Source organism: Pseudovibrio flavus (assembly GCF_009711345.1).
Classification (GTDB): domain Bacteria; phylum Pseudomonadota; class Alphaproteobacteria; order Rhizobiales; family Stappiaceae; genus Pseudovibrio; species Pseudovibrio flavus.
In genome coordinates, this window is the sequence record NZ_SMMA01000050.1 from 66,178 (window position 1) to 78,610 (window position 12,433).

General features: G+C 54.2%; 11 protein-coding genes. 10 read left to right on the plus strand and 1 reads right to left on the minus strand.

The window, feature by feature from the left end; translation table 11 throughout:
* Window positions 1–125 precede the first annotated feature (125 nt).
* The 7 genes from E1162_RS02860 (at window position 126) to E1162_RS02890 (ending at window position 7,953) form a co-directional block, all read left to right on the plus strand.
* On the plus strand, window positions 126–1,148 hold the full coding sequence (locus E1162_RS02860) for an ABC transporter substrate-binding protein (RefSeq protein WP_371311784.1): 1,023 nt from the start codon (window positions 126–128) through the stop codon (window positions 1,146–1,148).
* 66 nt (window positions 1,149–1,214) lie between these two features.
* Entirely contained in the window at window positions 1,215–2,726 is a 1,512-nt protein-coding gene (locus E1162_RS02865) for a sugar ABC transporter ATP-binding protein (protein WP_155126500.1), read from the plus strand.
* A complete protein-coding gene (locus tag E1162_RS02870) occupies window positions 2,723–3,706 on the plus strand; it encodes an ABC transporter permease (protein WP_257098613.1) in 984 nt (327 codons plus the stop codon). Before E1162_RS02865 ends, E1162_RS02870 begins: the two co-directional genes overlap by 4 nt.
* 1 nt (window position 3,707) lies before the next feature.
* The gene (locus E1162_RS02875) at window positions 3,708–4,679 is read left to right on the plus strand and encodes an ABC transporter permease (RefSeq protein WP_257098614.1); all 972 of its coding nucleotides are present in this window, start codon (window positions 3,708–3,710) and stop codon (window positions 4,677–4,679) included.
* A complete protein-coding gene (locus E1162_RS02880; protein WP_155126503.1) occupies window positions 4,676–5,713 on the plus strand; it encodes a LacI family DNA-binding transcriptional regulator in 1,038 nt (345 codons plus the stop codon). Before E1162_RS02875 ends, E1162_RS02880 begins: the two co-directional genes overlap by 4 nt.
* Window positions 5,710–6,957, plus strand: coding sequence for a Gfo/Idh/MocA family protein (locus tag E1162_RS02885; protein WP_155126506.1), 1,248 nt, complete (start codon window positions 5,710–5,712; stop codon window positions 6,955–6,957). The genes E1162_RS02880 and E1162_RS02885 overlap by 4 nt, the downstream gene beginning before the upstream one ends.
* A gap of 84 nt (window positions 6,958–7,041) precedes the next feature.
* The gene (locus E1162_RS02890) at window positions 7,042–7,953 is read left to right on the plus strand and encodes a carbohydrate kinase family protein (RefSeq protein WP_155126509.1); all 912 of its coding nucleotides are present in this window, start codon (window positions 7,042–7,044) and stop codon (window positions 7,951–7,953) included.
* Window positions 7,954–8,013: 60 nt separating this feature from the next.
* On the opposite strand, the gene E1162_RS02895 is transcribed toward E1162_RS02890, so the two are convergent.
* Window positions 8,014–8,592 (minus strand): TetR/AcrR family transcriptional regulator, encoded by a 579-nt coding sequence (locus E1162_RS02895; protein WP_155126512.1) that lies wholly within the window; start codon window positions 8,590–8,592, stop codon window positions 8,014–8,016.
* Between the two features lie 109 nt (window positions 8,593–8,701).
* Here E1162_RS02895 and E1162_RS02900 point away from each other — a divergent pair, with 109 nt between their 5' ends.
* From E1162_RS02900 to E1162_RS02910, 3 genes are all read left to right on the plus strand, one after another.
* Window positions 8,702–9,595, plus strand: a complete 894-nt coding sequence (locus E1162_RS02900; protein ID WP_257098615.1) for a DMT family transporter — start codon at window positions 8,702–8,704, stop codon at window positions 9,593–9,595.
* A gap of 19 nt (window positions 9,596–9,614) precedes the next feature.
* Complete coding sequence (gene tsaA / locus E1162_RS02905) at window positions 9,615–10,058, plus strand: tRNA (N6-threonylcarbamoyladenosine(37)-N6)-methyltransferase TrmO (protein WP_155126518.1); 444 nt, start codon at window positions 9,615–9,617, stop codon at window positions 10,056–10,058.
* A gap of 621 nt (window positions 10,059–10,679) precedes the next feature.
* Window positions 10,680–12,008 carry a sodium-dependent transporter gene (locus tag E1162_RS02910; RefSeq protein ID WP_155126521.1) on the plus strand — a complete coding sequence of 443 codons (1,329 nt, stop codon included), beginning with the start codon at window positions 10,680–10,682 and terminating at the stop codon, window positions 12,006–12,008.
* Window positions 12,009–12,433: the final 425 nt, after the last annotated feature.

Here is a 12,433-nt window from a genome sequence, read left to right on the forward strand (position 1 = left end):
AAACAATAACATAACGCATAGAAATAAATGACTTATATTTATTTCTCATATATCAGTTGTTTACCTAATTATCTTCCGCAGGCAAACAAATACAATCGATTACATTCTTTTGGGAGGAAGATATGATTACCAAACGAATTGCCGTCTTTATGGCCACAACCGCAATGGTTGCTACTGCATTTTCTGCAAGCGCTGCTGATTTCAAGATCGGGCTTTCCAACGGTTGGGTTGGAAGTGAATGGCGCACGCAGATGATTTCCGAAGCGCAGGAAATGGCGACGATGTGGGCCGAAAAGGGCGTGGAAGTAGACGTGGTGGTGCAAAGCGCCAACGTTGACGTACCCGGCCAGATTGCTCACGTGCGCAACTTCATCAATGAGGGCGTAGACGCAATCATCATCAACCCGAATAGCCCGACTGCTTTTGACCCTGTATTTGCGCAGGCAAAGGCCAGAGGCATTCTGGTTATCTCCACCGATGCGGAAGTGTCGTCACAAGATGCCATGTATGTGGGTATCGACCATAACGACTACGCAAAACGTACCGCTAAGTGGCTTGCAGAAACCCTTGATGGCAAGGGCTCCATCGTTACCATCAACGGCGTAGCTGGCCATCCGGCCAACGAAATGCGCGTTGAAGGCTACCGCGAAATCTTCGATGCCTATCCTGATCTGAAGGTGGTCAACGAAGTCAACGCGAACTGGGAGCAAGCCCAAGGCCAGCAAGCGATGCAGAACATCCTTGCCACCTATCCAGACATCAACGGTGTATGGGTGCAAGATGGCATGGCAGCCGGTGCATGGCGCTCTATTATGGACGCTGGCAAAACCGGCGACATTGCTGCGACCGGCGAAATCCGCAAGGACTTCCTTGATATCTGGGTAGAAAACGGTTTCACCTCTGCGGCCTCCGTAAACCCTCCGGGCGTTATGGCCAGTGCGCTAAACGTTGCAGTTAACCTGCTGCAGGGCAAGGAGCTCATCGAACCTGCCAACAAGGGCAAGTACGAAAACGCCATGTATCTGCCAATTCCGTTCATTAACGGCGAAAACGTAAAAGCCGTTCACGCCGAACTGGAAGGCAAGCCGGGCTACTACTCCTACACCAGCGTTCTTTCTATCGAAGACGCGACAGCGCTCTTCAAATAATCGCTCAACGCCAGCGGGTGTGGAGCCTATTGCCCCGCACCCTTCAAGCTCAGGCCGGGTGTTTTCATGTCAAAACTTATTCTCACGAACGTAAGTAAATCTTACGGCCCCACACGTGCGTTCAAAAACGGGGATTTCGCGCTGGAAGCAGGCGAAGTTCACGCCCTCATGGGCACCAACGGCTCGGGTAAAAGCACGCTTTGCAAAATCATTGCTGGCAGTGTGAAACCAGACACCGGAACCGTGACCCTTGACGGTAAACAGGTGAACATCAACTCACCGCAAGATGCACGGGCGCTGGGTATTGGCATCTTCTATCAAGAGCTCAGTCTGGCGACCAACCGCAGCATTGCGGAGAACATTCTTATTTCGCAGGTGCCACTTCAGTTTGGCCTGTTCGTCAATCGGGCAGCGCTGCGCAAGCGTGCCGACCAATACATCGACCTCGTGCGCGATGTAGCGGGCGAAGGGTTCCATGCCGACGCGGTTGTTGCAAACCTGCGCTCAGACCAACGCCAGCTTGTCGAAATCCTTAAAGCGCTGGCCACAGAAGCAGGCATTCTCATTTTCGATGAGCCGACCTCTGCCCTTGACCGTGTTCAGGTAAAACGCTTCTTTGAAATTCTGGAGAAACTGAAAGGCGAGGGGAGAGCCATGATTATGATCTCTCACCGCATGGATGAAATCTTCGAGATTTCCGACCGCCTCACCGTTATCTGCGATGGCGCTATCGTCGCAACCCGCAAACGGGAAGAGACCAGCCCGAAAGATATCGTTGAACTGATGGTTGGTGGACGTTCAACCCTCGCAGACGATGATGGCCCGCAACTGCGCACCTCTTCAATTAAGGAAGATAAACCGCTTCTTTCTGTCAAAGGCATGCGTGGTGCTGGCTTCCAGAATATTTCCTTCACGCTCAAAGGAGGAGAGATTCTGGGTCTCGGCGGTCTGCATGGCCAAGGCCAGTCGGCCGTGTTGCGGGCACTCTTTGGTGCAGCGCCTATTCACAGCGGCGAGCTCTATCTGAAAGAAGAGATCTACCGCGCAGGCCATCAGCGTAGAGCCATCCGCAAAGGGCTTGCCTATGTTTCCGGTGACCGCGTACGTGATGGCGTCATCCATGGGCGGCCTATCCAAGAGAACACGGTGCCGATCCATGCGTTCCGGCAATATCTGTTCCTCACCTCGTTTGGTGACCTTTCGCCAAAATTGGAAGGAGCGCTGGCAAAGCTCTCTACCAAGTTTGAAGCACTAACCAGCAGCATCGACTCCCTGTCCGGTGGCAACCAGCAAAAGGTCGTGATTGCCCGCTGGCTGATCGACAAACCTGAAGTGCTGTTTCTTGATGACCCTACAAAGGGCATCGACCTTGCCGCAAAAGCCGACCTCTTCGCGCTCATTCGCGAGCTGGCCGAAGAGGGCCTTGGCATCATCCTCTACTCCTCAGAGGACGCAGAGCTTCTCAATAACTCAGACCGCATTCTCGTCTTTAACGGCGGCTCAATCACCCGCGAGCTGGCGGGCGATGAGCGCACACGGTTTAATCTGTACGATGCAGCATATGAGGTTGCCTCATGATGAATACAGCGACCCAAACCCCAAGCGCTGCACAGCGTTTCAAAGCCCTATGCGCCCGTTTTCCGTTTCTTCCCGCGCTCATCATTTTAATGCTGCTGTTTGCGCTGAATGGCTTCTTTAACGCCAACACAATCTCCGCACGGGGCATTACCGGTCTGTTCAGCACCTACCTCGCGCTTATGTTCCTTGCAGTGGGGCAAAGCTTTGTGGTGTTTGCGGGTGATATTGACCTTTCCGCAGGCAATATCCTGTCCCTCGTCAACGTGTTCATCATCACCATGATGAATGCAAGCGCGGGCGACGGCGCAACCACCCTTGGCATTATGGCGCTTGGCGTGCTGGTTGGTGCAGGCTGCGGCCTCTTCAATGGTCTGCTTATCGCAGCGTTGCGTCTTCAGCCAATCGTGGCGACCTTTGCAACTTCCATCTTCTTTACCGGCATTGCGCTCTACGTGCTGCCGGTGGCGGGTATGCCTGCGCCAATGATCTACTGGCAAACCTACTTTGCCTCGTTCTTTGGCCTGCCGTTCGTCATCTATGTGGTGGCGCTGCTGCTCGTGCTCATCTTCCTGTTTTCACGCAGCAAGGTGGTTCTGCAACTGCTCGCAATTGGTGATGACAAGCAAGCCGCCTTCCAGTCCGGCCTTCCGGTCACCGCAACGCGCATCAAGGGCTATGTGCTTTGCGGTGTCTTTGCCAGCTTTGCCGCATTCTGCCTAACGGGTGATACCGCCAGCGGTGACCCGCTTGTTGGTAGTGCCATGACGCTGTCGTCCGTTGCGGCGGTGGTGCTCGGCGGCTCCATGCTATCGGGCGGCTTTGGCACCCAACTTGGTTCCCTGTTCGGCGCTCTAACCATCGGCCTCATTGGCAGTCTTGTTTACTTCGTGGGCACGCCAGCCTCTTGGCAGAACTTCGTGCAAGGTCTTGCCATCTTGATCGCGCTCATGGTCGGCATCCTCATTAGCCGGAGAAGCTGAGATGAAAAACCTCTTCGTAATGTCCCCCTCCGAGCTTATCAAACAGCCGCTGTTTGTTGCCTTCGTGCTTATCGTCATTTTGCTAGCGGTGGGTGAAATCCTGTCACCGGGATTTACCTCGCTAGACCAGATCATCCGCCTTGCTACCGTTGCCGCTCTGCTTGGCATCGTGGCCGCGGGTCAGAACCTTGTGATCCTTGGTGGCCGAGAAGGTATCGACCTTTCCGTTGGCGCGGTGGTGTCACTCTCTGTTATCGTTGCGGGTAACCTGATGGACGGTATGAACATCAACATACCGCTTGCGTTCGTGCTTACCATCGTGACCGGAGCCTTCTTCGGCTTTCTCAACGGTGTTGGCGTTACCTTGCTTCGCATTCCGCCGCTGGTGATGACCCTTGGTATGCTTGGCGTTATTCAGGGCCTTTTGGTGGTTATCCGTCAGGGCGTACCATCCGGTGTTGCCGCCCCTGCGCTGGCAGATTTTGTTTCCGAGCCGTTTGTCTTTGGTCTTCCGGGCATCTTGTGGCTGTGGGTCGGCATTGGCTGCTTTATGGCGTGGCTACTGCGTCAAACTCTCTTTGGCCTGCGCATCTATGCTATCGGCTCTAACGAGCAAGCGGCTGTAATGGCTGGCGTTCCGGTTCGCACCGTTCGTATCGCGGTTTACACGCTGTCAGGTGTGTTTGCAGCACTGGCCGGTATCTGTCTTCTGGGTTACTCCGGTGCATCCTTTGCCAACGTTGGCAGCCAGTACATGCTCACCTCCATCATCGCGGTGGTGTTTGGTGGCACGTCTCTAGCAGGCGGTAAAGGTGAATACACCGGCACCATGCTGGGTGCGATCTTGCTCGTCATCCTCCAGTCCATTCTCACAACCGTGAACATTGACGAGTTTGGCCGTCAGATCATCTTCGGCGGAACCCTTCTTGTGCTCATGGTGTTTTATGGACGTGGCAAAGGCCTTCGCGCATGAAAGCTCCCGTCACCCTTAAAGACATTGCCGAGCACTTGCAGGTCTCCACGGCCACAGTCTCGCGTAGTCTTTCCGGCGACAAGCGAGTAACCGAAGCCACAAGGCTGCGCGTACAGCAGGTGGCAGAGGCGCTCGACTACCGGCCTAACGTGATTGCCCGTTCCCTTAGAACCAAACGCACCGGTACCATCTTGCTTGTGGTGCGTGACATCAAGAACCCGTTTTATCTGGACGTTCTGGCAGGGGTTGAAACTGCCGCCCGCCAAGCTGGTTACTCGGTGCTCATGTGCAACTGCGATAACGACCGCAAGCTCGTTTCCACCTATGTGGAGATGTTGCGCGACGGACGGGCAGACGGCATGGTGCTGATGAGTGGCAAGCTGCCAAAAGCCTTGCGGGAGGATTGCACGCTCAAACACTTGCCGGTGGTTCTGGCGCTGGAGGCAATCGAGAATGTGTCGCTGCCTTTGGTGCAGATCGACAATGTTGCAGCAGCAGAAGCGGCGGTTGAGCACCTCATTAGCCTTGGGCATCGGCATATCGCCCATGTTTGCGGACCCTTGCAGGAGCTTATGAGCCAGCACCGCTTGATCGGCTACCGCAAGGCAATGGCTGCAGCAGGCCTCGATATTCCTGCAGGCTACGAGGCAAACGGCACGTTCGAGCTGATCTCCGGCGAAGAAGCTGCCATTCAGCTAATGAACCTGCCGCAACCGCCAACTGCGATCTTCTTTTCCAACGACGAGATGGCCCTTGGCGCCAACCGCACTTTGAAGCGGCTTGGATACCGCGTGCCGGAGGACGTTTCCCTCGTCGGCTTTGACAATCTTTTCTGGAGCGAGGTTTGCGACCCTCCGCTCACCACCATTCACCAGCCGCGCACAGAGGTAGGCCAACAAGCCTTTGCCCTTCTGCATGCAACGCTGGTTGGCGACAAGCGTGCGGGGCAGCCGCTTGTTTTGCCAACAGAACTACGTGTGCGTGCGTCAACCGCCGCACCAAAACAAATGCATAAACGGGAGAACCCATCATGAGTGCACTACCTAAAGAACGCCTGCGCGTTGGTTTCATCGGCTCTGGCTTTATCGCCGAGTTCCACCTGAAATCCATGATCAACGTTCGCAATGTGGATGTAACCGCTGTCTTTGGCCTAGACCCTGCAAGCTGTGAGCGCTTCTGCGGTATCGTTAAAGACCTCGGCCTTGGCAACTGTAAGGCCTATACATCCCTAGAAGCGATGCTGGCCGCTGATGATGTGGACGCCGTTTGGCTGCTGACACCAAACCACACCCGCGTGGAAGTGATGCGCACCATCCATAAAGAAATCACAGAAGGTCGTTCCAAGGTCTTCGCTATCGCCTGCGAAAAGCCTCTGGCGCGCACCATCGGCGAAGCCCGCGAAATGCTGCGTCTTGCGAACGACGCCAAGCTCAACCACGGCTATCTGGAAAATCAGGTGTTCTGTACGCCGGTTATTCGCGGCAAGGAAATCATCTGGCGTCGTGCAGCTTCTGCAACCGGCCGTCCGTACCTTGCCCGCGCTGCGGAAGAGCATTCCGGCCCGCACAGCCCGTGGTTCTGGCAGGGCGACAAGCAGGGCGGCGGCGTTCTTTCCGACATGATGTGTCATTCCGTAGAAGTGGCCCGCCACCTTCTGACAGAACCGAGCTCTGAACGCCGAAGCCTGAAGGTAAAAGAAGTCAACGGCACCACCGCAAACCTTAAGTGGGTGCGCAAGAACTACGCCGACCAGCTGATCAAACGCTATGGCCCATCCGTTGACTACCACAAGCGTCCTTCTGAAGACTTCGCCCGCGGCACGGTGCTGCTGGAAGATGGCGATGGCAACGAAGTGGTGATCGAGGCAACAACCTCTTGGGCTTATGTTGGTGCTGGTCTGCGCATTCAGCTTGAACTGCTCGGCCCTGAATACTCCATGGAGTTCAATTCCCTCAACACCGGCCTTAAAATCTTCATGTCCCGCGAAGTATCGGGCGAAGAAGGTGAAGACCTTGTAGAGAAGCAGAACGCAGAGCAGGGCCTTATGCCGGTTCTGGAAGATGAGGCGGGCGTTTACGGCTACACCGATGAAAACCGCCACATGGTAGAGTGTTTCCGCAAAGGGGAAACCCCGCTGGAAACCTTTGATGATGGTCTGGCCGTCGTTGAAATTTTGATGGCGCTCTACGCCTCTGCCGAAACAGGTGAGACGGTCAAATTCCCGATTGATCACCTTGAGGACTATGTGCCGGTAGTTGCACGTATCCCATCGGAATAATAAACACATACATCAAAGGGGCAGTCATTGAACTGCCCCTTTCGGTTTTACGACCCTGCGCGAAACACTTGTAGGAAGGCCTTTATGACCACAAACAGCACGCCGCGTATTCTCATTTTCGGAAATGCCAACGTTGACCTCGTAATGGGGGAGATTGACCGCTGGCCAAAAGTTGGCACTGAGGTTCAAATGAGCCGCAGCGAGATGCGTGCAGGCGGGTCCGCAGGCAACTCTTCCCTTGCCCTTTCCGGTCTGGAGGTTCCCCACCGCTACATCTCCACCATCGGCACCGATGTGAATGGCAAGTGGCTAAAGGGGGAATTTGATCCAGCGTGTTGCGACTGGATTGAAACCGATGATGCGACCACGCTCACCGTGGGCATCGTTCATAAAGGCGGCGACCGCGCTTTCTTCACCACCCCCGGTCACCTGCTAACCGCAGATGCGACCTCACTCATTGACCGTATTCCAAATGCGCCAGAGGGCGTTGCCATTGCGCTCATTTCCGGTCAGTTCCTCATGCCGGAGCTGTGCAAGGGCGTTGCTGATCTTATGAAGGCCCTTAGCGCAAAGGGCTGGGAAACCGCGATTGATCCGGGTTGGCCACCGCAAGGCTGGGACGACACCGCCAAGGGCTACCTACGTGAATGGCTCGCCCTTTGTGACTATGCGCTGCTGAATGACGAAGAACTTCGGGCAGCAGTGAATGAGAAAGACGAGGAGCGAGCAGGCGTTCGCCTCGGCGAAAAGATGAAGGCACACAGCCACCTCATCATCAAGCGTGGCCCGCGCGGTGCCATCGCCCTTACTGGCGGTGAGCGTTACGAGCGTATCGCACCGCCTGTCACTGTCATTGATACCGTAGGGGCGGGAGATACCTTCAACGCTGCCTTCATCGCCAAGCTCACAGAGGGCGAAGGCATGGGCAACGCGCTGCAAGCAGGCGTTTCTACCGCTAGCCGCGTTATCTCCACCTACCCACGCTCTTACAAGTAAGAGACGTTCACAGAACGACGAAAGCCAGCCACGGAAAAACGCCGTCGGCTGGCTTTTTTGTTATGACGGCAAAAACATCCGCGCTGCCTTTTCCGCAAAGCGATCAATCTCATCGGCTGGTGGGCACGGCATACCCATCAAGATCTGAGTGCGGATGGAGTGGAGCGCACCACCAAGGATCGTTGCGCTGGTTTCAGGATCGTCCAGCTTGAGCCGATCGCGCATGAAAGCAACGAGTGCCGTGCCTACCTCATCCGGTCCTTCTTGAAAGAACACCGAGGTCAGTTCTGGGGCTTTTGCGCCTTCAGCAATAATCAGGCGGGCAAGGGCAATTTGCTCCTCACCGATATGGAACTCGATGAACTTTTTGGAGAAATTCACCAGCGCTTCTCTGTCATCCGCTGCCTTAAGCTCCTCCAAAAAAGTGCCTGCTGGCTGCTCTCCCATCTTTTTCATCACAGCCTTGAACAGTTCCGGCTTGGAAGGAAAATAGCGGTACACCGTTTGCTTGGTAACGCCCGCAGCCCCCGCGATTTTATCCATATTAGCAAGAACATATCCGTCTTCTAAAAACGTCGTTTTCGCCGCTGTAAGGATCGCTTGGCGCTTCTGTTCGCGCTTTTCTTCCATCTTTGACATCAGCTAGCTCACCCGCAAATCATACTAGTTGGTATGATAATGCTTGACAGGAGAAAAGCCAGCGATATTTTTCATACCATTCAGTATGATTTTTGAAAGGCGTTTCCTGATGTCCTCCTCAACCATAAACAAAGCCGCCCCGATTTGGGCAACGAACCTGCAGGCAAAAGGCGCCCTTATGGCACTGGCAGGAGCGCTCTTGATGAGTATCGAGCCGGTGATCGTGCGCTTTTCAGGCACCAGTGCAATCAACACAGCGTTTCTATTCGGTCTCTATACCGCCATCTCGATGCCGATCTTTATTCAGCTTCTGGACAAGCGCGGTCTGTTTCTCACATTGAAAGAAAGCGGATGGCCCGTGCTGGCGGCGGGTCTGTTGATGCTCGGCAGCGCGTCAGGTCTCATTCTCAGCATCAAGTTGACCTCCATCGCCAACACATTCATCATCATGAGCAGTACACCCGCCATTTCCGCTCTGTTCAGCTGGATGCTTACGGGCGAAAAGACCAAAGCGTCCACGTGGGTTGCTATCTCCCTCGTCATGATGGGTATCGGTATTGTTGTGTTCGGGTCATTCGGGCAGGGCAACTGGGTGGGTGACGCGCTGGCACTGTTTGCCGTGGTCTGTCTGTCGCTCATTCAGGCACTTATGCGCAAATATCAAAACACCAGCCGCATGGCGAGCGTGGGCATGGGCGGCTTTTTTATGGCTGCAACCCTGTTCTTTTTTGCCGAACCAGCTTCGTTCTCTCTGAACACTTGGCTGATCATGGCAATCATGGGCCTATTCACCGCTCCGTTCGGCCGCGTGCTTGCACAAACGGCCACACGCTACATCACCCCCGCAGAAGTCGGCCTCATTCTGATGGTGGAAACCATTCTTGCTCCGCTCTTCGGCTTTGCCGTGTTCGGTGAAGTGCCACCAGTGCTCACCCTTGTCGGCGGCAGCGTAATCCTAACCACCGTATTCACCTATGTCTTTGCCGCGTTCAAGCAGGCTTAAAACCAAAGGAATTAAAAGAATGCACGCTGAACTTCTACCAATCGGTACCATCGAGACACCTTACAAAACATTAGATCAGTGCCCCTCCAACATCAGCCCTAACGGGCCACCATGTACCCTGCACCTTTTTGACGAGTTCACTCTGGGCCTCATGGGCTTGGAAAGCGGCCAGTACATTCAGGTTCTCTATTGGCTGGGAGAGGGGAAGCGTGACAAGCTTGTTCAGGTGAGTCACTTGTCTGGAAAAGAAACCGGAACCTTCGCCTTACGTTCACCCCACCGCCCGAACCCTATCGGCTCGGCGACCTGCCGCATTGAGGCAATTGAAGGCGCGGCTATCACCGTGAACGGTCTCGACTGTTTAAACGGCACCATGATTATAGACATCAAACCGGCGATCATGCGTGAAGTGCCAGAACTGCATAGCTCAGTGGATCGGGATGTTTCAGTCTCCCCATTTTGAATCGCTGACGAGGCTCCGCCAATAGCTATGCCTTTTCCACATTCCGTAACCGGAATAAGCAGAACACGCACTTAGCGCGTCAAAGGGTGCACCGTACGGCATCTATCAAAGCCAAGCCCTCGCTTTAAAGCATCAAGCTATTGGCTTTTACCTGCACGCACTGTTGCTGAATGCATTCGGCTGGAAGCACTTTGAAGCGTACCGCTTGGTACTCCCTTTTGTTGACATTTTGACCGATCGGGAAAAAGCCGCCCCTTCATTATCGCTAGAGAACCGATACAGGTCAGGCATCCTGCCATTTTATAATTGAGAATGATTCAATAAAGAAATCTTCAAAACCCATGCCGTTAAATTGCCGGAGAAATCATGGAGAACGAGTAGGCGAGTGCACCGCCACTCAGCAAACCTCTGGTTTACCCCTACGCAATGCAACTAGAAACAATGACGGAGTGTATAGCAATTTCACGGCAACTCTTCCCATATAATCAGAAATACGTTGCGGCATTATGTCCGGTCAACTTTGTCGAAAAGTTCATTCAAACGGTCTCTTCGATTATTTCATTTCAAGCACGAGCGCTTGGAAGAAACAAACTACCAGTTCTTGATGGGTACTAATTAACAATGCAACGCGAACAATGGGGCAGCCGCTTCGGTTTTATTATGGCCGCAGCCGGATCTGCAGTCGGTCTCGGAAATATCTGGAAATTTCCATATCTAGCAGGCACTGAAGGTGGCGGCGCGTTCGTTGCCCTTTACCTCATTATTATGGCCACCATGGGTGTTGCACTTATCATGACCGAGATCGCTCTTGGCCGTCGTGCAAAGGCAAACCCGGTTGGCACCTTTTTGAAACTTGGCGGTAAACGCTGGACCGGCGTCGGCATTCTGGCCGTATTCACCGGCACCATCATTCTGTCTTACTACTCGGTCGTTGGTGGTTGGACCATCGCGTACCTTGTAAAGAGTATCTTTGGCACCCTCAGCGCCGCACCAGAAGAACTGGGCACCCAGTTCGGCGGTCTTGTTGGCGGCGTAGCAGAGCCTATCATCTACACTGCGGCCTTCCTTGGCCTGACCACTGCTATCGTTGTGGCCGGTGTTACCGATGGTATCGAACGCTCTGTTAAGTTCCTGATGCCACTTCTGTTCATCCTGCTCATGATCCTGGTGATCCGCAGTGTGACCCTGCCGGGCGCAATGGAAGGCGTTAAGTTCTTCTTGCAGCCTAACTGGGCAGACGTTGACGTGGGAATGGTTGGCGCAGCTTTGGGTATGGCGTTCTTCTCTCTGTCCTTGGGCATGGGCGCAATGATCACCTACGGTTCCTACCTGAACCCAGAAGCAAACATTCCTAACGCTTCTTGGTGGGTTGTTACCCTTGCATGTCTTGTTGCGCTTCTCGGCGGCCTTCTGGTTCTGCCTGCAGTATTCGCATTCGGCATGGATCCAGGCGCAGGTCCGGGCCTGACCTTCATCACTCTGCCAGCAGTATTTGGCGAAATGTTTGCAGGCTGGTTCTTCCAGATCCTCTTCTTCGCAATGCTTCTGATCGCAGCACTCACCTCTTCTATCTCTCTGCTGGCAATTCCTGTTGCATTCTTTGCAGAGCAGTACGGTGTGAGCCGCCGCGTAACCGCAGCTGGCGCGTTTATCGTGATCTTCCTGCTGGCAATCCCTTGCTCCCTGTCTCTGGGCGCAATGCCTGAGCTGAAGGTAATGGGCTTCACGTTCTTCGACTTCCTGTCCGAGACCGTTGACCGTCTCCTCATGCCTCTGGGCGGCGCTCTTACTGCAGTGTTCGCTGGTTGGTTCCTGTTCGGCAAACTGTCCGAAGAACTCACCAACAACGGCACCATCCCATGCGCATACCTTGGCGCTGTGAAGGTTCTGCTGCGCTACGCTGCTCCTCTGGGCATCGGCTACATCATGTACAACTCCCTGATCGGCTAATTTCTGCCAGTTAGAGACGTATTTCAAAGGCCCGCCTTGGCTTCAAGGCGGGCCTTTTTTTGTGCCTACTTGCACCACTGGAACATGAAGCTTCTCCGCGATCCCCTAAAAAGCAGAGAAAAAAAGCCGTGAACACATAGGGTTCCGCTACGTTCTAGGTATTCACCATCAGTACACAAGCCCGCTAAATAGGCGTAACTGATATTCTAGTTTGAGTTTCTCATCTTCAAAAATCGGGACGAAGAACGGAGCGCTCAAGCCAAAACACTGGGAGGAACCTGTGTTTATCAAGGCCAATTGCTACAAAACGCGGCAGGCTAGGTGAACATAGTGTCCCGCTTCTGAAATTTTAGGTGCTTGCCACCACCCGCCAAAAAAGATCACAAGGGGATCACCATGCAAGACGAGATGAGCGCAGTTCTGGT